General features: G+C 68.9%; 17 protein-coding genes. 5 read left to right on the forward strand and 12 right to left on the reverse strand.

Annotated elements, in window-relative coordinates; translation table 11 throughout:
• Positions 1-10: 10 nt before the first annotated feature.
• Positions 11-1,714: a phospho-sugar mutase gene (locus tag BJY17_RS06585; RefSeq protein WP_179550656.1), complete on the forward strand. Its 1,704-nt coding sequence runs from the start codon at positions 11-13 to the stop codon at positions 1,712-1,714.
• Between the two features lie 15 nt (positions 1,715-1,729).
• Here the strand turns inward: BJY17_RS06585 and BJY17_RS06590 are convergent, their stop codons facing one another.
• The 11 genes from BJY17_RS06590 to BJY17_RS06640 form a co-directional block, all read right to left on the reverse strand.
• The gene (locus tag BJY17_RS06590) at positions 1,730-2,014 is read right to left on the reverse strand and encodes a PTS sugar transporter subunit IIB (protein ID WP_179550657.1); all 285 of its coding nucleotides are present in this window, start codon (positions 2,012-2,014) and stop codon (positions 1,730-1,732) included.
• Positions 2,011-2,475, reverse strand: a complete 465-nt coding sequence (locus BJY17_RS06595; protein ID WP_179550658.1) for a PTS sugar transporter subunit IIA — start codon at positions 2,473-2,475, stop codon at positions 2,011-2,013. The genes BJY17_RS06590 and BJY17_RS06595 overlap by 4 nt, the downstream gene beginning before the upstream one ends.
• 56 nt (positions 2,476-2,531) lie before the next feature.
• Positions 2,532-3,653: an adenosine deaminase gene (locus tag BJY17_RS06600; protein WP_322789767.1), complete on the reverse strand. Its 1,122-nt coding sequence runs from the start codon at positions 3,651-3,653 to the stop codon at positions 2,532-2,534.
• A 149-nt stretch (positions 3,654-3,802) separates the two neighbouring features.
• Positions 3,803-5,104, reverse strand: coding sequence for a thymidine phosphorylase (locus BJY17_RS06605; RefSeq protein WP_179550659.1), 1,302 nt, complete (start codon positions 5,102-5,104; stop codon positions 3,803-3,805).
• Positions 5,104-5,520, reverse strand: a complete 417-nt coding sequence (locus BJY17_RS06610) for a cytidine deaminase (RefSeq protein WP_179550660.1) — start codon at positions 5,518-5,520, stop codon at positions 5,104-5,106. Before BJY17_RS06610 ends, BJY17_RS06605 begins: the two co-directional genes overlap by 1 nt.
• A 52-nt stretch (positions 5,521-5,572) precedes the next feature.
• A complete protein-coding gene (locus tag BJY17_RS06615; protein WP_376865787.1) occupies positions 5,573-6,871 on the reverse strand; it encodes an ABC transporter permease in 1,299 nt (432 codons plus the stop codon).
• Positions 6,868-8,157, reverse strand: a complete 1,290-nt coding sequence (locus tag BJY17_RS06620; protein ID WP_179550661.1) for an ABC transporter permease — start codon at positions 8,155-8,157, stop codon at positions 6,868-6,870. The genes BJY17_RS06615 and BJY17_RS06620 overlap by 4 nt, the downstream gene beginning before the upstream one ends.
• The gene (locus BJY17_RS06625; protein ID WP_179550662.1) at positions 8,154-9,698 is read right to left on the reverse strand and encodes an ABC transporter ATP-binding protein; all 1,545 of its coding nucleotides are present in this window, start codon (positions 9,696-9,698) and stop codon (positions 8,154-8,156) included. The genes BJY17_RS06620 and BJY17_RS06625 overlap by 4 nt, the downstream gene beginning before the upstream one ends.
• Positions 9,699-9,864: 166 nt before the next feature.
• Positions 9,865-10,965, reverse strand: a complete 1,101-nt coding sequence (locus BJY17_RS06630; RefSeq protein ID WP_179550663.1) for a BMP family lipoprotein — start codon at positions 10,963-10,965, stop codon at positions 9,865-9,867.
• Positions 10,966-11,135: 170 nt separating this feature from the next.
• Positions 11,136-12,197 carry a BMP family lipoprotein gene (locus tag BJY17_RS06635; RefSeq protein ID WP_179550664.1) on the reverse strand — a complete coding sequence of 354 codons (1,062 nt, stop codon included), beginning with the start codon at positions 12,195-12,197 and terminating at the stop codon, positions 11,136-11,138.
• Between the two features lie 67 nt (positions 12,198-12,264).
• Positions 12,265-13,383, reverse strand: coding sequence for a mannose-1-phosphate guanylyltransferase (locus BJY17_RS06640; RefSeq protein ID WP_179550665.1), 1,119 nt, complete (start codon positions 13,381-13,383; stop codon positions 12,265-12,267).
• Between the two features lie 193 nt (positions 13,384-13,576).
• Between BJY17_RS06640 and sdhC the strand changes: the two genes are divergently transcribed.
• From sdhC to BJY17_RS06660, 4 genes are read left to right on the forward strand one after another with little or no spacing between them, the layout of a single operon-like run.
• Positions 13,577-13,999 carry a succinate dehydrogenase, cytochrome b556 subunit gene (sdhC, locus tag BJY17_RS06645; protein ID WP_179550666.1) on the forward strand — a complete coding sequence of 141 codons (423 nt, stop codon included), beginning with the start codon at positions 13,577-13,579 and terminating at the stop codon, positions 13,997-13,999.
• Positions 14,000-14,012: 13 nt separating this feature from the next.
• Positions 14,013-14,459 (forward strand): succinate dehydrogenase hydrophobic membrane anchor subunit, encoded by a 447-nt coding sequence (locus BJY17_RS06650; RefSeq protein WP_074258536.1) that lies wholly within the window; start codon positions 14,013-14,015, stop codon positions 14,457-14,459.
• A 7-nt stretch (positions 14,460-14,466) separates the two neighbouring features.
• Entirely contained in the window at positions 14,467-16,275 is a 1,809-nt protein-coding gene (sdhA, locus tag BJY17_RS06655) for a succinate dehydrogenase flavoprotein subunit (RefSeq protein WP_179550667.1), read from the forward strand.
• 1 nt (position 16,276) lies between these two features.
• Positions 16,277-17,035 (forward strand): succinate dehydrogenase iron-sulfur subunit, encoded by a 759-nt coding sequence (locus BJY17_RS06660; RefSeq protein WP_179550668.1) that lies wholly within the window; start codon positions 16,277-16,279, stop codon positions 17,033-17,035.
• A 159-nt stretch (positions 17,036-17,194) separates the two neighbouring features.
• On the opposite strand, the gene BJY17_RS06665 is transcribed toward BJY17_RS06660, so the two are convergent.
• Entirely contained in the window at positions 17,195-26,602 is a 9,408-nt protein-coding gene (locus BJY17_RS06665; RefSeq protein ID WP_179550669.1) for a VWA domain-containing protein, read from the reverse strand.
• Positions 26,603-26,672: the final 70 nt, after the last annotated feature.

Below are 26,672 nucleotides of genomic sequence, written 5' to 3' on the forward strand. Positions count from 1 at the left end.
GGGGCAGCGGATGTCGCAGACCGACGCCGACCAGCAGCGCATCGCACTCGCCGAGGCGTGGATCAGCCAGGATCCCGACCCCGAGACGATCGCCGAACTCTCGGCGATCGTCGACGCGGTGCGCGGCGGCGACCCCGTGGCCTCCGCCGACCTCGCCGACCGCTTCGACCAGCGGCTCGCCTTCGGCACCGCGGGGCTCCGCGGCGAGATCGCCGCCGGACCGAACCGCATGAACCGCGTGCTCGTCTCCCAGGCGGCGGCGGGCCTCGCCGCCCACCTCGTCGAGCACGCCGTGCTCGGACAGACGCCGTCGATCGTGATCGGCTACGACGGCCGCAAGAACTCGGCCGTCTTCGCACGCGACACCGCCGAGATCATGGCGGGCGCCGGCGTGCGCGCCATCCTGCTGCCCCGACTGCTGCCGACCCCCGTGCTCGCGTTCGCCGTGCGTCACCTCGACGTCTCGGCCGGTGTGATGGTGACCGCATCGCACAACCCGCCGAACGACAACGGCTACAAGGTGTACCTCGGCGGCGACGACCACGGCTCGCAGATCGTGGCCCCCACCGATGCCGAGATCGCGGCGCAGATCCAGCGCGTCGCCGACACCCTGCCCGTCACCGATCTGCCTCGCGGCGTGTTCGAGACGGCGGCCGAGTCCGTCGTCGACGAGTACATCCGCCAGACCGCGCAGGTCGCCGCTCCCCCGGCGGTGCAGCCGCGCGTCGTGTACACCGCGATGCACGGAGTGGGCTGGCAGACCATGGCGAGTGTGCTCTCCGCCGCGGGCTTCGACGCGCCCTCGCTCGTCGAGGCGCAGATCGAGCCCGACCCCGCGTTCCCGACGGTGTCGTTCCCGAATCCCGAAGAGCCGGGCGCGATGGATCTGTCGTTCGCCCGGGCCCGCGAGGTCGACGCCGAGCTCATCGTCGCCAACGACCCCGACGCCGACCGCCTCGCGATCGCGATCCCCGATGCCTCCGCCGAGGCCGGGTACCGACGACTCACCGGCAACGAGGTCGGACTCGTGCTCGGCTGGCAGGCCGCGGAACGCGCCGCTGCGGTCACGGGCGACTCCGGCCCGAACGGCGCGCTGGCGTGCTCGATCGTCTCCTCCCCCGGGCTCGAGGCGATCGCGACCGCCTACGGCCTCGACTTCGAGGCGACCCTCACCGGATTCAAGTGGATCTCGCGTGCGCCCGGCCTCGTCTTCGGCTTCGAAGAGGCCCTCGGCTACCTCGTGAACCCCGGCACCGTGCGTGACAAGGACGGCATCTCGGCCGGGCTCGCCTTCCTCTCGCTGGCTGCGGAGCTGAAGGTCGAAGGGCGCACGGTCGCCGATCACCTCGACGACTTCGTCGAGCGGTTCGGCTGCCACGACTCGGGCCAGATCTCGATCCGGGTCACCGAGCTGTCGCGCATCGGCGAGATCATGGCCCGGCTCCGCGCCGAGCCGCCCGCATCGGTCGGCGGCATCCGGGTGGAGCGCATCGAAGACCTCGCCGACGGGTTCGGCGAGCTGCCGCCGTCCGACGTGCTGCGCATCGTGCTCGAGGGCGGCGGCCGGGTCATGGTGCGCCCGAGCGGCACCGAGCCGAAGCTGAAGGTCTACATCGACGCCGTGTCCGAGACGGGAACCGTGGCAGAGCGTCGCGCCGCGGCATCCGCTGCGGTGGCGGCGCTCGATGCGGGCATGCGGGCGCTCGTCGCATAGCGAGCGCTCGTCGCGTCAGCCGAGCGAGGTCTCGAGCTTCGCGCCGATCTCCTCGACGTCGAAGTAGTTCGACACCTCGACGATCTCGGCGAAGCTGCGGCCGATCGCGGCGCGCACCGCGTCGGCGAGTTCGCTCGATGTGAGGATCACCTGCGCATCGGCGGCCGCGGTGGCGATGCCCGCGAGATCGCTGGCATCGACGTTGGCCGTGAGACCCAGTCGATCGAGGGCGCGCTCGGCGTTGACCTTCAGGATCGCGGAGGTGCCGATGCCGAGTCCGCAGACGGCGATGATCTTCACGCCTCCGCCTCCGCCGCTCCATCGAAGCCGAGCAGCGCCCGCAGCTCGTCGGCCGTCTCGGCTCGAGCCATGCGACCGACGATGCCGCTGTCGTTGAATGCGTTCGCGAGTCGCGCGACGGAGGCCACATGCTCTTCGGCGTTCGACACCGCGAGGCCGACCACGACCCGCACGGGATCGTTGTGCGGATGCCCGAACGGCACCGGCTCCGCGAGGGTGACGACGGCCAGCCCCTCGCGGCGCACGTCGGGGCCGGGCCTGGCATGCGCGAGCGCGAGGCCCGGCGCGATCACGACGTAGGCGCCGAACTCCTCGATGACCGCGATCATCCGATCCGCGTACTCCGAGCGGGTCGATCCCGAACGCACGAGCGCACGGCCGGCTTCGCGCACGGCGGCGCGCCAGTCGTCGACGTGCGCCTTGATCACGATCGCTTCGTCGGGGAGCGGCGGGAGGGTCATCGGGGTCCGTTCAGGATGATGCAGGCTGGTGCGGGGCGGTCGATCGCTCCCGGGTGTCAGGCGTCGTCGAAGCCGTCTTGGATCAACTCCGCGAGCTCTTCGCGGTCGTCGAGCGGCAGGAACGCCGCCGCCGCCGCGTTGAGCTGGAACGTCTCGAAGTCGTCGAGGTCGTAGCCGAAGGCGTCGCTCAGGAGCGCGAGTTCGCGGGTGAGCGTCGTACCCGACTGCAGGCGGTTGTCGGTGTTGACGGTCACTCGGAAGCCGAGCTGGTACAGCAGGTCGAACGGGTGGTCGATGAGCTCGTCGCCCCACGCCGCGATCGCGCCGGTCTGCAGGTTCGACGACGGGCTCGTCTCGAGTGCGATCTCGCGATCACGCACCCACTGCGCGATGGGGCCGAGCGAGACATAGGTGTTCTCGTCGTCCTGACGATCGATGATGAGGTCTTCGGCGATGCGCACGCCGTGACCGAGCCGCAGCGCACGGCCGTCGAAGAGGGCGCTGCGGATGGACTCGAGGCCATCGGCCTCGCCGGCGTGCACGGTGACCGGCAGGTACTGGCTCGCGAGGTAGTCGAACGCGGTGCGGTGACGACTCGGCAGGAACCCTGCCTCTGCGCCCGCGATGTCGAATCCGACGACACCGCGATCGCGGTGACGCACGGCGAGCTCGGCGATCTCGAGGCCGCGGTCGGCGTGGCGCATCGCCGTGATGAGCTGGCCGGCACGGACACCCTTGCCCTGTCCGCGCGCGTCGTCGATGCCCTGCTCGATGCCCGCCTGCACGGCCTCGACGGTCTCGTCGAGACTGAGGCCCCGCGTGAGGTGCTGCTCGGGCGCCCATCGGATCTCGCCGTAGATCACGCCGTCCGCCGCGAGATCCTGCACGAACTCACGGGCGACCCGTGTGAGGCCCTCGCGGGTCTGCATCACGGCCGTCGTGAGGTCGAAGGTCTTCAGGTACTCGACGAGCGAACCGGAGTTCGACTGCTCGGCGAACCACTGGCCGAGGCTCTCGGCATCGGGTGCCGGCACCTCGAGGCCGATCTCGTCGGCGAGCTCGATGAGCGTCTGCGGTCGCAGTCCGCCGTCGAGGTGGTCGTGCAGCGAGATCTTCGGCAGGGCCTGGATGTTCGTGCCGTCGCCTTCGAGGCGGTACTCCGTCGGAATCGTGTTCACGAGTCAACGATAGCGACAGGGCGCCCGCGAAGTCTCGGCAATCTCGAAGCAACCCGTGCGCGCACGACGCATCCGGTCACGGAAGCACCCGCGCGCAGGCGCGATGCCCGGGTCCGCGTCGCGCGGCGCCCGGGCCGTCGCGCGTGTCGTCAGCGGCCGATGCGGTCGGCGATCAGGGGGCCGCCGTCATCGATCGGATCGCCCGCATCGCCGATGCGCCACGCTCCCTCGACGGACTCGAGGGCCCGCGCGAACCGGGCGGGCTCGTCGGCGTGCAGGGTGAACAGCGGCTCGCCCTTGCGCACGACGTCGCCGGGCTTCGCATGCAGGTCGATGCCGGCCGCGTGCTGCACCGGGTCCTGCTTTCGCGCACGCCCAGCGCCGAGACGCCAGGCTGCGATGCCGAACGGCAGGGCCTGCTGCTCGACGAGCACGCCGTCGCGCTCGGCCGTCACGACGTGCTGCTCCCGCGCCGCCGGCATCGGGGCATCGGGGTCGCCGCCCTGAGCGCGGATCGCGCGCCGCCAGGTGTCCATGGCCCGGCCGTCGTCGAGTGCTGCCTCGACATCGACGTCGGGCTGCCCCGCGAGCGCGAGCATCTCGCGGGCGAGGGCCACGGTGAGCGCACGGACATCCGACGGACCGCCGCCCGCGAGCACCTCGACCGACTCGCGCACCTCGTTGGCGTTGCCGATCGTGAGGCCGAGCGGCACGTTCATGTTCGTGATGAGCGCGGACGTCGCGACGCCCGCGTCTTCGCCGAGCTCGACCATGGTGCGCGCGAGTTCCCGCGAGCGGTCGATGTCGGTGAGGAACGCGCCCGAGCCGAACTTGACGTCGAGCACGAGCGCGCCGGTGCCCTCGGCGATCTTCTTCGACATGATCGACGACGCGATGAGCGGGATCGCCTCGACCGTGCCTGTGATGTCGCGGAGCGCGTAGAGCTTCTTGTCGGCCGGAGCGAGGCCAGCACCGGCAGCGCAGATGACGCCGCCGACGTCGCGGAGCTGCGCGAACATCTCGTCGTTCGTGATCTCGGCGCGCCATCCCGGAATCGACTCGAGCTTGTCGAGCGTGCCGCCGGTGTGGCCGAGCCCGCGGCCCGACAGCTGCGGCACCGCCACGCCGAACGTCGCGACGAGCGGCATGAGGGGCAGGGTGATCTTGTCGCCGACGCCGCCCGTGGAGTGCTTGTCGCTCGTGGGCTTGCCGAGCCCCGAGAAGTCCATGCGCTCGCCGCTCGCGATCATCGCCATCGTCAGGTCGCGGATCTCGCGGCGCGTCATGCCGTTGAGGAAGATCGCCATCGTCATGGCCGACATCTGCTCGTCGGCGACGTAGCCGCGCGTGTAAGCGTCGACGAGCCAGTCGATCTCGGGCGTCTCGAGTTCGTGGCCGTCGCGCTTGGCGCGGATCAGGTCGACGGCGTCGAACGGTTCGACGGTGCTCATCACTTCACTCCTCTGAATTCGGCGAGCTGCCGCGGGCCGAACGCGTCGGGCAGCACCTCGTCGATGGTCTTGATTCCCGACACGGTGTCGAGCAGCATGCCCTCGGCGGAGTGCTCGTAGAGCAGTTGCCGACAGCGCCCGCAGGGCATGAGCGCCGCGCCGTGCCCGTCGACGCAGGTGAACGCCACGAGCTTGCCGCCGCCCGACATCACGAGTGCCGAGACGAGCGAGCACTCCGCGCAGAGGGTCACGCCGTACGAGGCGTTCTCGACGTTGCATCCGCTCACGATGCGGCCGTCGTCGACGATCGCCGCAGCGCCCACGGGGAACTCCGAGTACGGCGCGTACGCCTTGGCCATCGCCTCGCGGGCGCGCCCGCGGAGATCGTTCCAGTCGATCGCATCCGTTGCGGTCATGGTGCTCCCCCGTTCCAGGATGGTGTGCTTCGGCCCGACAGGGCGGGCCGCGTCAGGACTTGATGTACGGCTTTCCGGATGCCGCCGGGCCGCGGGACTGCCCGACGAGTCCGGCCACGGCGAAGATCGTGACGAGGTACGGCAGCATGAGCATGAACTCGCTCGGCACGGGCGAGCCGATGATGCTCAGCACGTTCTGCAGGTTCGACGCGAACCCGAACAGCAGCGCCGCGAGCGTCGCTCGAATCGGATCCCATCGACCGAAGATCACGGCGGCGAGGGCGATGAAGCCGGCGCCCGCCGTCATCTCCTTTCCGAAGGCTCCCACCGATCCGAGCGTGAAGTACGCACCGCCGAGGCCTGCGATCGCACCGGCGAGCGAGACGTTCCAGAAGCGGGTGCCGTTCACGTTGATGCCGACCGTGTCGGCCGCCTGCGGGTGCTCGCCGACCGCACGGAGCCGAAGGCCCCAACGCGTGTGGAAGATGCCGATGTACACGGCCGCGATGGCGATGTACATGAGGTACACGATGAGCGTCTGACGGAACAGCACCGGTCCGAGGATGGGGATCTCGGACAGGATCGGGATGTTGATGCGCTCGAACCGGGGCGGCGCGTTCAAGGTCGCGGCGTTCGGCGCCAGCAACTGCGAGAAGAGGAACCCGGTCAGGCCCGTGACGAGCACGTTGAGCACCACACCCACGATCACCTGGTCGACGAAGTACTTGATCGAGAAGGCCGCGAGCACGAAGGAGACCAGCATTCCGGCCACCATCGCCGCGAGCAGGCCCAACAGCGGCTGTCCGGTGATCGAGGCCACCAGCGCCGAGGTGAACGCACCTGCGAGCAGCTGACCTTCGATGGCGACGTTCACGACGCCGACCCGCTCGGAGATCACGCCGCCGAGCGCGCCGAAGATGAGCGGCACCGCAAGGCTCAACGACCCGAACAGAAGCCCGGGCACCGGGATCGTCGCATCGGCCGCGGCCCACACGAGGAAGCCGAGGAGGGCGAGCACCGCGAAGATCGAGATCAGCCAGATCGGGGTCTTGCGCCGCTGAACGACGAGCCAGGTGCTCACCGCGGTGATCGCGAACAGCAGGATCGTGATGACGATGCTGGTCGCGCGCGTCGGCAGGTGCACGTCGGGCAGTTGGATGACGTCGCTGGCGGTCGAGAGGCGCATCGTGCTGACGCCGTCGCGACCGAACACGACGAGGAGGACGAAGGCGAGGATGCTGAACACGCCGAGCGCGACCGGCGTCTTCCAGTTGCGGATGAGCCCGACGGCCGGGCCGGGCGGAGGCTGGTGCGGCTCGGTCGGCCGGCTCACGGGTGCGACGGTGCTCACTTCGCTGCCACCTCCTTCGTGACGGACGGGGTGGCTCGTCGCACGGTGTCGGGCGAGGGCAACCGGAAGATCGCGCGCACGAGCGGCGGCGCCGCGATGAACAGCACGATGAGGGACTGGACCACGAGCACGATGTCGATCGGCACGCCTTCTGCGGCCTGCATCGAGAACCCGCCGGCCTTGAAGGCGCCGAAGAGGATGCCCGCAACGAACACGCCCCAGGGGCGGGAGCGGCCGAGCAGGGCGACCGTGATCGCGTCGAAGCCGATGCCGGAGTCGATGCCGGCACCGAACCCGCTCGTCGTGGTGCCGAGCACCTGGTTGACGCCCGCGAGGCCGATGAGGCCGCCCGAGAGCAGCATCGCGTACACGTACATGCGCTTGACGTTGATACCCGCGACCCGAGCCGCATTGGGGTTCTCGCCGACCGCGCGGAACTTGAATCCGAGGTTCGAGCGCGACAGCAGCCACCACGCGAACACCGTGGCTGCGATCACCAGGACGAAGCCGAAGTGCAGGTTGTACTCCGGACCGAACAGGTCGGGGAACACCGCGGTCTCCTTGGTCGCCGGGCTCTTGGGGTTGTTCGATCCGGGCGTCTTCAGGAAGCCCTCACGGAGCCAGTAGCTGACGAGATAGAACGCGACGTAGTTCAGCATGATGGTCGTGATGACCTCGTGGGCACCGGTGCGCGCCTTCAGGAGACCCACGATGCCCGCCCAGAGCGCGCCGCCCGCGATGCCGACGAGCAGTGCGACGACCATGTGCAGCACGGGGGGCAGTTCGAGCGCGAACCCGACCCAGCCGCCGAGCGCTGCCGCGATCAGCATCTGACCGCGTCCGCCGATGTTGAAGAGGCCGACGCGGAAGCCGAGCGCGACGCCGAGGCCCGCGGCGATGAGCGGGGTCGCGAACGTGAGCGTCTCGGTGAACGGCTTGATGCCGTCGGCGAAGCCAGGCCGCCGGAAGTTGTAGATCGACCCCTGGAACAGCGCCGAGTAGGCTCCGGCGACCGAGTCCCAGATCGCGACGAACATGTCGCCCGGTCGTGCGAAGAAGTAGACGGATGCCGCCTGCACGTCTTTGTTCGTGAAGGCGATCATGACCGCGCCGACGATGAGCGCGAGCACCACGGCGAGCACCGAGATGATCGCGTTGCCCGTCGTGATCTCGCGGAACATGTTGTGCCAGCGCGAGGGCTCAGGAGCCTCGGCGGGATCGGCGGTCTTCGCTGGAGCGGCGGGCTGGGCCTCGCTCTGCGGCGACTCGGGTCGGTCGGCGCTCATGCCGCGGCTCCTTCTCCGGTGGGGGCGGTCGGGTTCTCGCTGCCGCCGGCGGCGCCGGCCATCATGAGACCGAGCACGGAACGAGGGGTGTCGCCGGGCACGATGCCCACGATGCGGCCCCGGTACATCACCATGATGTTGTCGGCGAGCGCCGTCACCTCGTCGAGCTCGGTCGAGACGACGATGACGGGGGTGCCGGCGTCGCGGGTGGCGACGATGCGCTTGTGGATGAACTCGATGGAGCCGACGTCGACGCCGCGGGTGGGCTGGGCCGCGACGAAGAGCCTGAGGTCGCGGCTGAGTTCACGGGCGAGCACGACCTTCTGCTGGTTGCCGCCCGAGAGGCGGCGCACTGGCTCGTCGATGCCCTGGGTGCGCACGTCGAACTCCGCCACCTTCTCGCGGGCGAAGTCCTCGAGCGCGCCGCGCTGGATGTTGCCGAACCGCACGAACGGCGCACCATCGGCCCGGTCGAGCATGAGGTTCTCGGCGATCGTGAACTCGCCGACGAGGCCGTCTTCGGTGCGGTCTTCGGGAATGAACCCGACTCCGACGTCGAGGATCTTGCGCACGGAGTGCCCGCGGATCGCCTTGCCGTCGAGCGACACCTCGCCGAGCACTCGCGGCTGGAGCCCGAGGAGGGCCTCGGTGAGCTCGGTCTGCCCGTTTCCCTGCACCCCGGCGATTGCGAGGATCTCACCTTCGGCGACGCTGAAGCTGACGTCGTCGACCACGATGTTGCCGAGCGGGTCGAGCACCGTCAGGTTCTGCACCACCAGTGCGGGCTTGCCCGCCTTCGCCGGCGACTTGTCGACCGTGAGGTCGACGGCGCGGCCGACCATGAGCGTGGCGAGCTCTTCGTTCGTGGCGGTCGGCGAGGCCTCGCCGACGACCTTGCCGAGCCGGATGACCGTGATGCGGTCGGCGACCTCGCGCACCTCGCGCAGCTTGTGCGTGATGAAGACGATCGACGTGCCGCTCTCTTTCAGCTGCCGCATGATCGACATGAGCTCGTCGGTCTCCTGCGGTGTGAGCACGGCGGTGGGCTCGTCGAAGACGAGCACGCGCGCGTCGCGGGAGAGCGCCTTGATGATCTCGACGCGCTGCTGCACCCCGACGGGAAGCTCTTCGACGAGGGCGTCGGGATCGACGTCGAACCCGAAGCGGTCGGAGATCTCGCGCACCTTCGTGCGCGCGGTCGCGAGGTCGAGCACGCCACCGGCCTTGGTCGACTCGTGCCCGAGCATGACGTTCTCGGCCACCGTGAAGACGGGGATCAGCATGAAGTGCTGGTGCACCATGCCGATGCCGGCCTTCATCGCGTCGCCGGGGCCGGCGAAGTGCTGGACCTGGTCGTCGAGCAGGATCTCGCCGCCGTCGGCCTGATACAGGCCGTACAGCACGTTCATCAGCGTGGACTTGCCTGCGCCGTTCTCGCCGAGCAGGGCGTGGATCTCACCTGCCTCGACAGTGAGGTCGATGTGGTCGTTTGCGACCAGGGCACCGAATCGCTTCGTGATGCCGCGAAGTTCGAGCTTCATGCTTCCAGATTCTATTGAGGACTGTGCGCTCGCGCGATGCCCTGCTCCGATGAGCAGACGACCGCGCCGAACGCACCACGGCGGCGCATCCAGCCGGAAGCACGCGAGAGGGAGGCCGGCTCGTGCCGACCTCCCTCCGGTGCGGTTGCTCCAGGCTCGCCTGGACTTACTTGGGGGTCGAGGGCGATTCGACCGTGATCTCGCCGCTGACGATGTCGGTCTTGAGCTGCTCGACCTCTTCCATCAGCGCGGGGTCGACCTTGGACTCCCAGTCGTGCAGCGGGGCCAGGCCGACGCCGTCGTTCTCGAGGGTGCCGATGTAGGGGTCGGCCGAGAAGTCGCCGTTGCCGGCGTTCACGATGATCTCCTTGGTGGCGGCCGTCATCTGCTTCATCACCGAGGTGAGGTACATCTCGCCGAACTCGGGAGCGGTGAGGAACAGGTCGCTGTCGACGCCGATGATGGCGACGTCCTTGCCGGAGTCCTGGATGGCCTGGGCCGAGCCCTGGAAGAGCGGACCGGCGACGGGGAGGATGATGTCGGCGCCCTGGTCGATGAAGCCCTGGGTCAGGGTCTTGCCCTGGTTGATGTCATCGAAGCTGCCGGCCATCGTGCCGTCCTGGGCTGCCTTGTCCCAGCCGAGCACCTTGACGTCGGTGCCCTTGACCTCGTTGTACTTCGCGACGCCGTCGACGAAGCCGTCCATGAAGATCGTGACCGACGGGAAGGGCAGGCCGCCGTAGGTGGCGACGGTGCCCGTCTTGGTCGTGCCGGCGGCGAGGTAGCCGGCGAGGTAGGCGGCCTGGGCCGTGTCGTAGAGCACCGGCTTGACGTTGTCGAGCGTCAGCGGCGTGAAGTCGTCGTTCGACAGCGCCGAGTCGATGAGCGCGAACTGGGTGTCGGGGCTGTCCTGTGCAGCATCGCGCGTGGCGTTGGCGAGGGCGAAGCCGACCGTGAGGATGAAGTCGCAGCCCTGGTCGACCATGCTCGAGACGTTCGACTCGTACTGGTCTTCGGACTTGGACTCGGCCTGCTTGAACTCGACGCCCAGCTCTTCGGCCGCCTCGGTGATGCCGTTGAAGCTCGACTCGTTGAACGAGTTGTCGTCGAAGCCGCCGAAGTCCGAGACGATGCAGGGCAGGAAGTCGGGAGCGGCGGACTCGCCGGATCCGCCCTCTTCTGGTGCGGCTGCACAGCCGGCGAGCAGCACGGCTGCGCCGAACAGGGCGAGACCGCCGAGGGCGGCTTTCTTGGTCGTGACCTTCACAGTGTCCTCCAAAGACTGCGCCCCGACCGTTCCGAGGCTCGTGCAGTCACGTTACCGAATGTTGCGTCGCGCGCCACGGCCGGAGGGTCGACGACATCCAATGGTTATCAAGACGCGATGTTCTGCTCACATGAGCAGCCCGAACACCCCGCGAACGAGGGCCGACCGGCTCAGGGGCGGCTCGGCGACTCCACGACGATCTCGCCGGCGATGATCGCCTGCCTGAGCCCCTCGAGCTCCCCGTCGAGGCCGGGAGACACGAGCGGGGCGAGATCGTGGTAGGGCGCGATCGCGACGCCGCCGTTCTCGAGGGTGCCGACGAACGGCTCGGCGTCGAAGTCCCCGTCGAGCACGTCGCCGACGATCTCGACCATGGCGTCCTGCGTGTTCTTCAGCACGCTCGTCAGCACGTACCCGCGGAACTCGGCCGGCAGCACCTCGTATCCGTCGCTGTCGACCCAGATCACCGAGACGCCGGAGTTCTCGCTCGCCGCAGCGGCCGCCCCCTCGCCGACCTGCCCCGCGACGGGCAGGATGACGTCGGCTCCCTGATCGATGAACGCCTGGGTGAGCGTCTTGCCCTTCGAGATGTCCTCGAAGTCGCCGGTGAAGGTGCCGTCCTGGGCCTCCTTGTTCCAGCCGAGCACGCGCACCTGCGCGCCGTGCACCTCGTTGTACTTCGCGACGCCGTCGACGAACCCGTCCATGAACAGGGTCACCGGCGGCTGGTTGCCGCCGCCGAAGGTCGCGACCACGCCGGTCTTCGAGACGCCGGCCGCGAGGTATCCAGCCAGGTACGAGGCCTGGGCGGTGTCGAAGACCACCGGCTTGACGTTGTCGGCCTCGACGGTCTCGTCGACGATCGCGAAGGCGAGCTCGGGGTTCTTGCCCGCCTGGTCGAGCGTCGACTCCGCGAGCTCCCAGCCGACGGTGACGATGAGCTCGCACCCCGACTCGACGGCCTGCGCCACGTTGGGGGCGAGGTCGGTCTCACCGGTCGAGACGATCGCCTCGGCATCGATGCCGTACTCGTCCTCGGCCTGCTGCAGCCCCTCCCAGCTCGACTGGTTGAACGAGCGGTCCTCGAGGCCGCCCGAGTTCGTGACCATCCGAACGCACGCGTCGCTCGCCGAACCGCCGCCTCCGGACTCGGGGGCCGGAGCGCACGCCGCGAGCGCGACGGATGCCGCGGCCAGCGCCGCCGCGACGGAGATGCTTCGGCGCAGCGCCATCCGATGGCCGACACCTCGCCGGCGCGTTGCTCGACCCTGGGACATCCGGTACCCGCTCTCTCGTGCCCTACAGCACGTCGTTGGACCCGCCGAGCCTGAGGGCGTCGACGACGGCCTTGACCCGTTGGGCGTGCTCGCTCGTCGTGACGAGCAGTGCGTCGGGGGTGTCGACCACGACGATGTCGTGCACGCCGATCAGGCTGATGACCCGCTTCGACCGGCTGACGACGATGCCGCTCGAGGCGTCGGAGAGCACGCGCGCGTTCTCTCCGAGGATCGCGAGCTCGCCCGACCGGCCCGCGGTGTTGAGCTTGGCGAGCGAGGCGAAGTCGCCCACGTCGTCCCACGCGAAGTGCCCGCGGATCACGGCGAGGCGACCCGCCGCCGCCGCGGGTTCGGCGACCGAGTAGTCGATCGCGATCTTCTCGAGGCGCGGCCAGATGCGGTCGACCGCGGGGCCGCGGGTCGCGGGGTCGTCCCACGCTGCCGCGAGCTCGACGAGGCCCGCGTGCAGCTCGGGCTTGTTCCTGGCGATCTCGGCGAGCAGCGCATCGGCGCGCGCGATGAACATGCCGGCGTTCCACAGGTGCTTGTGACCTGCCAGGTAGCGCTTGGCGGTGTCGAGATCGGGCTTCTCGACGAAGCTCGCGACCGCCTCGACGTGCTCGGCGCCCTCGACGGCGAGCGGCGCGCCGCACTCGATGTAGCCGAAGCCGACGGCCGACTCGGTCGGCGTGATGCCGATCGTCGCGATGTATCCGGCGCGGGCCGCCGCGACGGCGTCGGCGACGGCGGCGCGGAAGAGCGCAGCACCCGAGATCACGTGGTCGGCCGCGAACGAGCCGATGATCACGCCCGGTTCGCGGCGTTCGAGGATCGCCGCGGCGAGGCCGATCGCGGCCGTCGAGTCGCGCGGCTCGCTCTCGAGCACGACGTTGTGGTCGGCGAGCCCGGGCAGCTGCGCCTCGACGGCGGCGCGGTGGGCACGGCCGGTGACGACCATGATGCGGTCGTCGCCCGACAGCGGAGCGAGCCGATCCCAGGTGTCCTTGAGGAGCGTCTGACCGGATCCCGTGAGGTCGTGCAGGAACTTGGGCGCGTCGGCGCGGGAGAGCGGCCACAGCCGCGAGCCGACGCCGCCGGCGGGGATGACGCTGTAGAAGCCGTCGATCGGGGATTCGTCCATCCGCACAGCGTAACCGGAGCGCCCGTCGACCACACGGGTGACGGATGCCGCGGCATCCGATATCTCGACATCGAGAGAGTTAGGCAGGCCTTAGCAGCGGCCGCAGTGGCTCGGGTCTACACTCGAATCGGGCCGTGTGCCCGTCATGCCCCGGCATCTTCGGGGCGATTCACACAGCCAGGGAGGGTTGTTCATGCCAGAGACTTCGGCAGGAACCCTGACCGCACCCGAGAAGCCTGCGAAACAGAAGCCTGGTGGCACGCTGTACCGCGGCCGTGAGGGTATGTGGTCATGGGTGCTGCACCGCATCACGGGTGTCGCGATCTTCTTCTTCCTTCTGGTGCACATCCTCGACACAGCGCTCGTGCGGGTCAGTCCCGAGGCGTACAACGCGGTCATCGGCACCTACCAGACGCCCATCATGGGCCTCGGCGAAGTCGCCCTGGTCGGCGCGATCGTGTTCCACGCGTTCAACGGACTGCGCATCATCCTCGTGGACTTCTGGGCCTGGGCCACGCGCCACCAGAAGCTCCTCTTCTGGATCGTGGTCGCCCTCTGGGTCGTGACCATGCTCGCGTTCACGCCGCGCCACCTCATCAACGTCTTCAGCCACTAGGGAGCCGCGGGACATGACTGCCATCGAAACGTCGGCGCTGAAACCAGCCGACCGCCCCCGCCGCCGCGGCATCAATCTGGAGAAGTGGGGCTGGATCTACATGCGCGCCTCGGGCGTCGTGCTGATCGTGCTCATCTTCGGACACCTCTTCATGAACCTCATGGTCGGCGACGGCGTCAAGGCCATCGACTTCGGCTTCGTCGGCGGCAAGTGGGCCGACCCGTTCTGGCAGTGGTGGGACGTGCTGATGCTCTGGCTCGCCCTCATCCACGGCGCCAACGGCATGCGCACGATCGTCAACGACTACACGAACCCCGGCGTCGTGCAGAAGGTGCTGAAGGGCGCCCTCTTCGCCGCAGCTGCCGTGCTCATCATCCTCGGCACGCTCGTCGTCTTCACCTTCGAGCCCTGCCCCGTCGGCGCACCCGCCGACCTGCTTCCCTCGTTCTGCGCCGCTTAGGAGATCCGTGAACACCCAGAGCGCCGACGCCGAGACCACGGTCATCGACGGCGTCCACTACCACCAGTTCGACATCGTCATCGTCGGCGCCGGCGGCGCCGGCATGCGAGCGGCGATCGAGGCCGGCCCCGGCGCGAAGACCGCGGTCATCTCGAAGCTCTACCCCACCCGCTCCCACACGGGCGCGGCGCAGGGCGGCATGGCCGCGGCGCTCGCGAACGTCGAGGAGGACAGCTGGGAGTGGCACACCTTCGACACCGTCAAGGGCGGCGACTACCTCGTCGACCAGGACGCGGCCGAGATCCTCGCCAAAGAGGCGATCGACGCGGTCATCGACCTCGAGAACATGGGCCTGCCGTTCAACCGCACGCCCGAGGGCAAGATCGACCAGCGACGCTTCGGCGGCCACACCCGCGACCACGGCAAGGCGCCCGTGCGCCGCGCCTGCTACGCGGCAGACCGCACGGGCCACATGATCCTGCAGACGCTGTTCCAGAACTGCGTGCGCCTCGGCATCAACTTCTTCAACGAGTACTACGTGCTCGACCTCGTCATGACCGAGGTCGACGGCAAGCAACAGCCGTCGGGCGTCGTCGCCTACGACCTCGCCTCGGGTGAGCTGCACGTCTTCCAGGCGAAGGCCGTGATCTTCGCGACCGGCGGCTTCGGCAAGATCTACAAGACCACGTCGAACGCGCACACCCTCACGGGCGACGGCGTCGGCATCATCTGGCGCAAGGGCCTGCCGCTCGAGGACATGGAGTTCTTCCAGTTCCACCCGACCGGGCTCGCCGGCCTCGGCATCCTCCTCACCGAGGGTGCCCGCGGCGAGGGCGCGATCCTGCGCAACGCCTCGGGCGAGCGGTTCATGGAGCGCTACGCGCCCACGATCAAGGACCTCGCGCCTCGCGACATCGTCGCCCGCTGCATGGTGCAGGAGGTCGCCGAGGGCCGCGGCGCCGGCCCCCACAAGGACTACGTGCTCCTCGACTGCACCCACCTCGGTGCCGAGGTGCTCGAGACGAAGCTGCCCGACATCACCGAGTTCGCGCGCACCTACCTCGGCGTCGACCCGGTGTTCGAGCCCGTGCCCGTCATGCCGACCGCGCACTACGCGATGGGCGGCATCCCGACGAACGTCGCCGCTGAGGTGCTCTCCGACAACGACACCGTCGTGCCCGGCCTCTACGCCGCCGGCGAGTGCGCCTGCGTCTCGGTGCACGGCTCGAACCGTCTCGGCACGAACTCCCTGCTCGACATCAACGTGTTCGGCAAGCGCGCCGGCCGCAACGCGGTCGAGTACGTGAAGACGGTCGATTTCACTCCTCTGCCCTCCGACCCGGCTGCCGCCGTGCGCGGCATGCTGGAGCAGCTCCGCGACTCCGATGGCACCGAGCGCATCGCCGCGATCCGCAAGGAACTGCAGGACGAGATGGACAAGAACGCCCAGGTGTTCCGCACCGACGAGTCGCTCGAGCACGTCACGAAGGTCATCGCCGGCCTCCGCGACCGGTATCGGAACGTCGCCGTGCACGACAAGGGCAAGCGGTTCAACACCGACCTGCTCGAGGCCGTCGAGCTGGGCTTCCTCCTCGACCTCGCCGAGGTGGTCGTGTACTCGGCCCGCAATCGCAAGGAGAGCCGCGGCGGCCACATGCGCGACGACTTCCCGAACCGCGACGACGCGAACTACATGCAGCACACGATGGCGTACCTGTCGGGCGACGCGCACTCGTCGGATGCGGCCGACCACATCCGACTCGACTGGAAACCGGTGACGATCACCCGCTACCAGCCCATGGAGAGGAAGTACTGACGTGAGCACTGCCACGCTCGAAGCCCAGTCGACGGATGCCGCGATCCAGTCGTTCACCGTCACGTTCCTGATCCGCCGCTTCGACCCCGACGTCGACACCGAGCCGCGCTGGCAGGACTTCGACGTCGAGATGTACGCGACCGACCGCGTGCTCGACGCGCTGCACAAGATCAAGTGGGAGCAGGACGGCTCGCTGACCTTCCGCCGCTCCTGCGCGCACGGCATCTGCGGATCCGATGCGATGCGCATCAACGGCCGCAACCGCCTGGCCTGCAAGACGCTCATCAAGGACCTCGACATCTCGAAGCCCATCTACGTGGAGGCCATCAAGGGCCTGCCGCTCGAGAAGGACCTCATCGTCGACATGGAGCCGTTCTTCGCGAGCTTCCGCGAGGTGCAGCCCTTCCTCGTCGCGAACTCGAAGCCCGAGCCCGGCAAGGAGCGCGTGCAGTCGGTCGCCGAGCGAGCGATCTTCGACGACACCACCAAGTGCATCCTGTGCGCGGCGTGCACCTCGTCGTGCCCCGTGTTCTGGACCGACGGCCAGTACTTCGGCCCGGCGGCGATCGTGAACGCCCACCGCTTCATCTTCGACTCGCGCGACGACAACGCGCAGACGCGTCTCGACATCCTCAACGACAAAGAGGGCGTGTGGCGCTGCCGCACGACCTTCAACTGCACCGAGGCCTGCCCCCGCGGCATCGAGGTGACCAAGGCGATCGCCGAGGTCAAGCAGGCCGTCATGCGCGGCAAGCCGTAGTCGCACCACCACGCAGGTCGAGCCTGTCGGACCCCGTTGCGGCGGGGCATCCGACAGGCTCTTCCGTTTCCGCTGCGCGTCGAGGTCACCGGGTTCCAGGGCACGAGAGAGGGCCGGGTCTTCGACCCGGCCCTTCCCGTTCGCGGGGGGACGATGCCGCTACTCGGCGGACTCCTCCGCACGGCGACGACGGATCATCATCGCGGCGATCAGGAGCGCACCGGCGGCGAGCAGACCGCCCGCGCCCCACAGGAGTGGCGCTCCCGCGAACCCGGTCGAGGCGATGGCGCCCGCCTGCGGGATCTTTACCGTGACCGTCGAGTCGTCGCAGATCACCGGCAGCTCGGGGTCGATCACCGAGAACAGCGCGACCTCACCCTCCGCGGTCGGCGCCGGCGGATCGACCAGGTCGTTCCAGCAGACCTCACCGGTGTTGTCGATGCTCGACTTCTTCGAGGCGGGGTTCAGCGTCACGCTCAACACCACGTCGGGAGCATCCGGCTCGGTGCCGCCGATCATGCCGTTCAGCACGCAGTGGAGCGTGCCGCCGTAGCCGGCCGAATCCTTGCCGGTGACCTCGCAGTCGTCCCAGCGCGGGAAGGCGGGAGCGGGATCGGTCGTGATCTCGGTGACCTTGAGGTCGCCGGGGATCTCGTCGAACAGCTCCACGGCCTCGACCGCGCCGAGCCCCGAGTTGGTGACCGACAGCGTGTAGTCGAACGAGCTGCCCGGCTTCGCCTCGGTCACGCTCGACGTCTTCTCGATCGTAACGCTCGGATCGCGCTCGACCTCACAGGCCGGAGTGGCCTGCGGGTAGACCGCGAGCACCGACTGGCTCGGGTTGACCTGGAAGGTGATCGTCATCGGGTTGAACTGGTCGGCGAACGCGTAGCTCTCGAGCTTCGAGTCCTTCACCATGTTCTCCCAGATGTCGACGATGCCGTTCTCACCGACGACGTCGCCCTCTTCGATCAGGCGCCAGCCCGGCCATCCGATCGAGATGCCCTCGTCGTTGACCACACCGTACGGCCACAGGGTGCGACCGTTGCGCTCGTCCCACGGGATCTCCATGACGATCGGAGTCGCGTCGGGGTAGACGCCGGCGTCGGGCGTCCAGGTGACGGTGATCGGGCCGGGGGTGACCGAACCGGTCGTCTGCACGTTGTGGTACAGGTACGGCACGTCGTTCACGCACTGCACGTAGGCGTTCGCCTCCATGGCCTTGGTGGGCACGTCTGCGGTGTCGCAGTCGTTCGTGGGATCGACGTCGAACTCCGAGACCTCGACGCACGCCGTGTTCTCGATGTTCTCAGCCGGCACGAGCGGAGGAGCCTCGCCGGGGTTCTCGGGCAGCTCCGGTCCGACCTCGGGGTCCTTCAGCGTCACGGGGATGGTGATCGTGACGATCGGGCCGGTCTCGAAGGTCGCATCCGTCGTCCAGGTCAGCTCGCTGCCGTTCTGGAGGAACGTCCACGAACCGATCGGGTCGAGCGTGATGTCGGCCGGGTCGAACTCGAGCGAGTCGGGCAGGGTGTCGGAGACGACCACGCCCTCGACCGGGGTCGGCCCGTTGTTCGTCACCGTGAGCACCCAGTCGAAGGTGTTCTCGTCGCTGCCGGCCTCGACCGCGTCGACGCCGTCGGGCAGCACCGCGGACTTCACGATGCCGACCTCGACGATCGGGATGTCGACACAGCCGCTGATCGGCGTCTCGATCTGGCCGTTCGTGAAGATCGCCCCGTTGAAGAAGCCGTGGCCACTCTCGGTCTCGACGCACTTCGCGAGGTCGATGTCGGTGATCGTCGTGACGTCGACGACCGCCTGGATGTGCCAGGTCTGGTCGACGCCCGCGAGGATCGGTCGACCGTCGGCGAGCACCGTGTTCGCACCCGTCCCGGTCCAGCCGGCGACGGGGTCGCCGTCGGGGTCCTCTGCGGTGGCCGTGAACGTCGCGCCCGCCGGGAAGGCCGGCTCGTCGCTCAGGTCGTAGATGAGGTCCTTCTCGGGGTCGGCGGTGACGACGATCTCGTAGTCCACCGTCCAGGTGCCGTCGAGGTTGTCCGTCGGCGAGCCGACGACCGTCTTCTCCGCGGTGGCACGCCCGGGCTCATCGCAGGCACTCGCCTCCGTGGGGAGGTCGCCGACGGTCAGGATGGCCGTGTTGCGGAAGCCGCCCTCGCCTTCGGTGCACTCGACGGTCTCGTCCTCCCACGCATCCTCGGTCACCGTCGCATCGACGGTCACGAAGTACTCGTGGGTGTGCTCGGCCGCGGTGAGGATCACGTTGCTCGCGAGCTCCTCCGTGGGTTCCGTCGCCGGGTCCGGCCAGCTGCCGCCCGACCCGCCCGGGCCCGTCCACGTCGCCTCGGAGACCGTGATCCCCTCGCCGAAGTCGGCGAGCGTGTCACTCAGGTCGTAGGTGACAGCAGACACGACGCTCTCGTCGGTGACGGTGATCTTGTAGTCGATCGTCCAGGTGCCGTCGGCGTTCTGAACGGTCGAGACGACCTCCTTGTCGAGCAGATAGGTGGCCGGGGCCGCGGTGTTCGTGATCTCGCACGTCACCTCCTGCCCGGGCTGCAGCTCGACGTCGCCACCAGCCGCGTCCAGCACGAGCGGCTCGACGCCGTTCGTGGAGACGCAGCTCCAGAGTGACGGCGTGAACTCGTCGTCTCCGGCGAAGTCCGCCGCCTCGGAGAGCGTGTAGGCGAGGTTCGAGTCGACGGTTCCCGTCGCCGTTCCGTCGCCCGTGACCGCCGGCGGGTTGGCCCCGTCGGCAGCGGAGAGGGTCCAGAGCGTCGCCGGGAAGTCCGGCGCGATCTCGAGCGGCAGCACCCGCTTCACGAGGGTGAGCTCCGGCGCGACATCCGTGTTCGTGATGTCGCAGTCGACCGTTGCGCCGAGCTCCGTGACCGTGAGGGTCGCGCTCGTCGATCCGGGCGCCGACACGAGGGTGAAGGCGTCCGCTCCCTGCGGCGAGGTGCAGGCCCACGTCGACGAGACGGCGTACGAGACGCCGTTCGGGTAGGCGGTGCTCACCTCGTTGAGGGTGTAGCCGACTCCGAGCTCCACGGACCCGCTCGACGTTCCGTCACCGGTGAAGGCGTCGGTGTCGTCGCCGACGTTCGTGCCGCTGACGGCCCAGTCCGCGGGCAACGCTGCGCCCCCGTGCTGGTTGTCGACGTGCTTCTCGAGGTTGACGGTCTGCGTGCAGGTGACGGGGTTCGTCACGGTGACGGTGGTCACCGTGCCCGCCAGTGTCTGCTCGCCGAGTCCGGTCGCGTCCCCGAGGACGCAGCCGTCGGGAACGATCACGTCGGACTCGTCGACCGTCACCTCGGCGCCGTCGGTGTACGGTCCCTGCTCGCTGCTCCAGGGAACCTCCTGGCCGTCGAGCGTGGCCTGTGCAGTGAAGCCGTCCGGGAGGGACGGGCTGTCCCATTCGATCGGCGCGCCGCCGTTGATGGTCCAGGCCTTCTCGAGCACCACGACCACCGGGACGTCGAAGCAGGCGTCGTCGACATAGGTGTCACCGGAGGTGACCGTGGCGGTGTTCTCCAGGCCCTGCTCCTCGCATGTCAGCGACGCGTCGCTGTCGGCGGGCTCGACCGTGAACTTCACCAGCACGGTGAAGACGTCGCTCGCGCCGGCCGGGAGGGCCTGGTTCGCGACGATCGAGTCGGTCGTCGGCGGAACAGCGCTCCAGCCCGGGTCGACGGTCGCATCGGCGCTCGTCACCGTGCGCTCCGTGATGGTCGCGGCGTCGGCGAAGTCCGGGGTGTCATCGAGGTCGTAGACGAGGCCCTGGGCGAACGAGAGGTTCGTCACCGTGATGGTGTAGCTCGCCTCCCAGTGGTCGCCGACCCTGGTGACCGATCCCGTGGTCGCCTTGGTGACCTCGGGCTCGGCGGGGACGCCGCAGCCGGTGTCCGACTGCGTGCTGTTGCCCGATGTGAGGCGCACCTCGTTCAGGAATCCGACGTTCGGATCCTCCGGAGTCCAGGTGCACGTATCGGTCGTCGGGTCGGCGAACGCCGCCTTGTCGACCTTCGCGGTCACCGTGACGGTGTACTCCTCGACGACGTCCACGTCGATGGTCCGAGGCGAGCCCACGATCGTGGCCGTCGGATTCGCCTCCGGATCGGCCCAGCTGCCCGAGTCTCCCTCACCCGCCCAATCGGCGGTGAGGATGTCGACCTCGGGGCCGAACCTCAGGGTGTCTTCGAGGGTGTACTTCGACACGAACTCGCTGTTGCCGGTGACCGTGACGTCGTACGTGATCGTCCAGACCCCGTCGGCACCCTGGACGACCGTCGGGTCGCCCTTCTCGACGGTCGGCACGCCGCCGTCGGAGATGTCGGTGCAGTCGCTGTCGTCGAGCACGAAGTTCCCGCTCGTGAGCACGGCCGTGTTGAAGAAGCCCTTGCCCGTGGTCGGAGCGGTCGGAACGCACTCGCGATCGGCTTCGGGCACTGAACCGAACGGCACGTCGACGTTCAGCACGATCGTGTAGATGTGCGTGGCACCGGCCGCGATCGCGGTGTTCCCGACGACCTCGATGGTTCCGCCCGCGTACGGCTCGGCCGCTCCATCGTCGATCGTGTACGAGTTGAACTCGACGCCGGCCGGGAAGCCGGGCTCGTCGGAGAGCTGGTAGTACGAGGGCTTGGAACCGGGATCCGTGTTCGACACCGTCAGGGTGTAGGCCACGTTCCAGCTGCTGTCGGGCTGCTGGGAGGACGTCGCCCCCGACTTCACGATCTTCGGCGCACTCGGTGCGTCGCAGGCGGTGTCGGTGGTCGTGACACCGGCGACGGTCAGGATGGCGGCGTTGTTGAACGCGCCGGCATCCGGCGTCGACGGGCACGCCGACTGGGCGGGCGTGAGCGTCGGTCCGGTCAAGACGATTCCACTCACGGAGATGCGGTAGACGTCGCTCGGGTCGGGATCGCCGGCCGCGAGATATGCGCCGACGGCGAGCGCCGTGCCGTCGACCCACGGAGCAGCCGCTCCGCCGTCCTTCGCGAGCGTGAAGGTCGCCGTCGAGACGTCGACTCCGGCACCGAACCTGGTGTCGTCGTAGAGGTCGTAGACCCCGCCGATCGCACCCGTGTTCGTGACGGTGACGTCATAGGCGATCGACCACGTTCCGTCGGCGGCCTGACTCACCGAGCCCGGCACGACCGCCTTGTCGTGCACGATCGTCGGCTTGTCGATCGACACGCAGCCGGTCGCGGTGCCGGTCTGGTTGCCGGCCGTCACCTTCGCGGTGTTGTCGAGGTTCGGGCAGAGGAGCGCCGGGGCATCCGCGCCGATCGCGACCTTGATCGCGACGGTGTAGACGTGCGTGTCGACCCCGGCGGTGCCGACGAGCGTCACGTTGTCGGCGAGCAGGGTGTTCCCGGCTGCGCCGGTCCACCCGGGCACGAGGGTCACGCCGGCCGGCGGAGTGACCGTGCGTTCGAGCACGTCCACGGATGCCGGGTAGGCGAGCGTGTCGTCGAGGTCGTACTGCACGCTCGTGGTGGCCGAGGGGTTGGTCACCGTGATCGTGTAGGGCAGCGTCCAGGTGCCGTCGCCGTTGTCGACGGCGGTGCCGCCGACCTTGGCGATCGTCGGCTTGACCGGGAGCGAGCAGTCCTCAGCGGGGTACGTGACGCCGCCGACGGTCATGACCGCGGTGTTCAGGAAGCCGACGGTGCCCGGGGTGCCCGCGTCGCACGCGGTCGGGCTCGTGCCGCTGAAGTCGGCGCCCGGTGCGACCGTCGCGTTGACGGTGACGTGCCAGGTGTGCGACGTGCCCTTGACGAGGTTCGGCTCACCGGCGAATGCCTGCTCACTGCCGAACGCGACGTTCCACGGCGTCAGCGAGCCCGGTGGTGCCGGCAGCGTGCGCTGGTAGCTCGCGCTGTTCACCGTGACGTTCGCCCCGAAGTCGAGCGTGTCGGTGAGGCTGTACGTCAGATCCTGGAACGCGCTCGGGTTCGTCACGACGATGTCGTAGCCGATGTCCCAGCTGATGCCGTCGGCGTTGGGGGTGGGAACGGCAGCGGTCTTGACGATCGTCGGCGTGATCGCCTTGAGCGTGTTCGTCACGGTGCAGTCGACCTTGTCGCCCGGTGCGAGCGGCGGGACCGAGGGACCGGGAACGGCTGCTCCCCCGTTCGTCGAGCAGAGCCACGTGCCGGCCGCGAACTGGTCGGCGTTCGGCAGCGCGGTCGACTCGGAGAGTGCGATCGTCTCGCCGGCGGGCACATCCACGAATCCGGCCGTGCCTCCGTCGCCCTGGGCGACGATGGTGGCGCCGACCTTGGCCGCGAGGTTCCACGAGGTCGGCAGCGCCACGTTGCCGGTGACGACCTTCGTCAGCTTCAGCTGCGGCGGAATCGGCTTGTTCGTGATGACGCAGGTGCCCTGTGCGAGTGCCGTCAACGTGATCGTCGTCGTCGTGACGTACTGTCCGTCAGGGCTGGTCTTGCACTGGATGCTCACCTGCTCGTAGCCGGTCGGGCCGTCCTCCTCGGAGATCGTGTAGCTCGTGCCCGGTCGGACGAGCACGGTGCTGCCGCTCGTCGTCTGCACGGGATCGAGGCCCGGGACCGAACCGCTCGGCGTGGCGACGAGGGTCCAGTCGCCCGGTTCGGCGTCGGTGCCCGGGAGTTGCTGAACGCTCTTGAGCAGCGTCAGCTGCGCGGTCTGGTTCACCGCGGTGCACTGCACGCGGAAGCCGAGGGGCACCGTCACGCCGCCGTTCAGGCCGTCGGCGAATCCGGGCACGACCACGCCCTGCGCGTTCGTCTGCACGCAGTCCCAACTGCCGGACGAACCCGGAATCGGAACGGCGTTCGCGCCGAGCGTCTGCACGTAGCGGGGGTCGCCGCTCTCGGTGAGCGGGTAGGTCACGTTCGGCGTCACGAGTGCGGTCGCGCCGGCGCTGCCGGTCGCCCCGTTCGGGCCGGCGAGCGCCCCTCCGGGTGCCACGGCGTCGAGGTTCCACGTGTTCGCGGCGACGCCGCCGTTGGCCACCGTCTTCTTCAGCGTGAGCTGGGAGTCGCAGGTGACCGTGTTCGTGATCGTGTATGTGTTGTCACCGGGTTGGAGCGTCGGACTGAAGGGCAGGGAGCCGTCGGCAGGCGCCTGGCCGTTCGCGAGCGTGACCTTCCGGTCGGTGATCGTGCAGAGGTCGCGTGAGCCGACGCCCGTCGTCTCGTTGAGCGCGACGACGGTGTTCGCCGGCAGCGGGCCCTGCGCGGTCACCCACGGCGCGTTGGCGCCGTCGACCGTCACCTGCGCGGTGAGCCCGGTGGGCTGGTTGCCGTGCTGGTACGTGGTGCCGTTGACCACCCAGACCTTGTTGACACTGAAGTTCGACTGCGGCAGTGGCGGTCGGTTCCAGACGTTGCAGGTGACCGCCTGCGTCGAACTGACCGGGATCGAGAATCCGTCGGCCTCGTTGGACACGGTGATGGCGTTGCCGGTGGCCTGATCGGTGCAGACCGCGTTCTTGCCGCCCGTCTGCACGATGCTGTGACCCTGCGGGTCTTCCGTGACCTTCACCGTGCCGTTGGTCGTGCCGCCCGCGAACGTGAGGGGCAGGTTGACGGCACCGGTGCCTGCAGCAGTCGTGCCCTCCTGCGTCGGAGGGGTGATGCCGGGCGTCGTCGGTGCGGCGGTGAACTTCCAGCCGCCGGCGGGGGTCTGACCGGTCTTCTGCTCGCCGGTGCTCGAGCTCGAGACGACCTGCTTGACGACCGAGACCGAGCCCTGGCAGGCGCCGAGCGCGAGTTCGCGCAGGATCGTTCCAGCCTGGTCGTAGCTCGACGACTGGAAGTAGTCGGAGTTCAGCTGGTCGCCCGAGATGGCGACGAGGTTGTCGGGCGAGCCGCCGACACCGCTGCCGACGCCGAAGGCGATGACGCGGGTGCCGAGCGCCTTCACCGCGTTCGCCGAGAACACGCCGTTCTCGACCTCGCGGAAGCGGGTGCGGTTGCCGGGACCCTCATCGTTCGCATAGACCGTCGGGTTGCCGTCGGTGAGCACGAGCGCGATGTCGTACTGCGTGCCGCTCGTCGCGACCTGGTAGATGCCGCGGTCCCAGTTCGTCGCCTCGGTCGGCGTCGTGAAGGTGTCGATGTGATTGCGCACGGTGTTCGCGCCGGCGACCGTCGACACCGGGGTGATGCCGAGGTTCGAGCCGGCCGTCGCCGGGGCGACGTTGTTGAACGTGAAGATGCCGACCTGCGAGGGAGTGCCCTGCAGCGCGGTGACGAAGCCCTTCGCAGCGTTCTTCAGATCGGTGAAGTTCGGTGCCACGGATCCCGAGAGGTCGATGACGAGTGCGATGCGCACACCGCACTGCTGGGCACGTGTCGGATTCGCGAGCGAGTTCTGCCAGATGCCTCCGGACGCGTTGTTCGCCGTGTTGCCCGTCGCGATCATGAAGTCGCTCAGCGAGCTGAGAGTCTCGCCGGCGTCGACATCCGCGATGCGGAACCGATAGGGCGCGGAGGCGGGCGTCTCGCCGACGGCGAGCGTGTCATTGGCGAACCAGGTCGCCGGGACGCCGGGCACTGCCTGGGCGACCCAGAAGTTGGAGTTGTTGGCGTTCGGAACCGAGAAGGTGCAGACGCCTGCGGGAGTGGACACGCACGTCGCCCACGGCTGGTTGATGACCGAGCCGAAGGAGCCGCTGTTGTCGGTGTACAGCTGCAGGGTCACTCCACCGAGGCCGCCGACGCTGGAGGTGCCGGTGCGCGAGCCGCCCACCTGGACGTTGATGGTTGCGGGACCCGTGTACGTGTGCGTGAAGGTGCACGCGGCGGTCTTGCTGTTGCCGCTCCCGTAGGTGACCGTGCGGTCGTCTTCATCCCATGAGGGGTCGCCGCCGCCCGGGCCACCGGTGGTGCAGGTGAAGTCGGTGAGCGTGTAGTTCGCCGGTCCGGCATCGGCGAAGAGGGTGTACGTCGCGGAACGCGGCACCGAGCGGGTCTGCCCCGAGGTGAAGTTGTAGTTGTCGGCGTTGCTCGAGCGAACGGCGTGCAGGGTCCACTGGCCCGGGGTCGCCGAACCGCCGGAGACGACGTTGGTGATGGTGAGACTGGCGCAGGTGCCCGCCGCCGTACAGTCGGCGGTGTCCGCCGGGAAGACCGCCATCGGCGTGACGTCCGTCGGCGCCTTGAGGTCCTGGGCCGGCGGAGCCTGAGCGGGTGGGTCGGCCGGCGCCTTCTTGGCAGGAGCCTCCTCGGCAGGCGCCTCGGACGGCTCCTCGGTCGCGGGCTCCTCGGTTGCGGGCTCCTCGCTCGCTGGTGCATCACTCGCAGGGGCGTCGCTCGTCGACTCTTCGCTCGACGTCGCCTCCTGCGTCTCACTCGTCGTAGCGGCATCCGGTGCCGGCTCGGCCGTCTGTTCCGCGAACGCCGTCATCGGCAGCCCGATCGCGAGCAGGGCGCCGACCGAGAGCGATGCGATGAGCGCGGTGACCCTGCGCTTCCTCGTCTCCACTCGCTGTCGGCGCGCCCGGCGGGGTCGCACGTCGTCGTGGGAAGTGTTGCCGAACCAGCTGTCCATGATTGGCCTTCTTGTGCTCGGGTGAGAAAGCAGAACGAGACTGTTGCGCAGTCGGGGCGAGTCAAGCAGA

It is taken from the genome of Agromyces hippuratus (genome assembly GCF_013410355.1).
GTDB lineage: Bacteria > Actinomycetota > Actinomycetes > Actinomycetales > Microbacteriaceae > Agromyces > Agromyces hippuratus.

Bases quoted from the DNA above. Each gene is read 5' to 3' on its own strand.
- BJY17_RS06585 (WP_179550656.1), top strand. From the start codon at position 11: ATGTCGCAGACCGACGCCGACCAGCAGCGCATCGCACTCGCCGAGGCG.
- BJY17_RS06595 (WP_179550658.1), bottom strand. From the start codon at position 2,475: ATGACCCTCCCGCCGCTCCCCGACGAAGCGATCGTGATCAAGGCGCAC.
- BJY17_RS06605 (WP_179550659.1), bottom strand. From the start codon at position 5,104: ATGAGCACCGTCGAACCGTTCGACGCCGTCGACCTGATCCGCGCCAAG.
- BJY17_RS06610 (WP_179550660.1), bottom strand. From the start codon at position 5,520: ATGACCGCAACGGATGCGATCGACTGGAACGATCTCCGCGGGCGCGCC.
- BJY17_RS06620 (WP_179550661.1), bottom strand. From the start codon at position 8,157: ATGAGCGCCGACCGACCCGAGTCGCCGCAGAGCGAGGCCCAGCCCGCC.
- BJY17_RS06625 (WP_179550662.1), bottom strand. From the start codon at position 9,698: ATGAAGCTCGAACTTCGCGGCATCACGAAGCGATTCGGTGCCCTGGTC.
- BJY17_RS06635 (WP_179550664.1), bottom strand. From the start codon at position 12,197: ATGGCGCTGCGCCGAAGCATCTCCGTCGCGGCGGCGCTGGCCGCGGCA.
- BJY17_RS06640 (WP_179550665.1), bottom strand. From the start codon at position 13,383: ATGGACGAATCCCCGATCGACGGCTTCTACAGCGTCATCCCCGCCGGC.
- sdhC (WP_179550666.1), top strand. From the start codon at position 13,577: ATGCCAGAGACTTCGGCAGGAACCCTGACCGCACCCGAGAAGCCTGCG.
- BJY17_RS06650 (WP_074258536.1), top strand. From the start codon at position 14,013: ATGACTGCCATCGAAACGTCGGCGCTGAAACCAGCCGACCGCCCCCGC.
- BJY17_RS06665 (WP_179550669.1), bottom strand. From the start codon at position 26,602: ATGGACAGCTGGTTCGGCAACACTTCCCACGACGACGTGCGACCCCGC.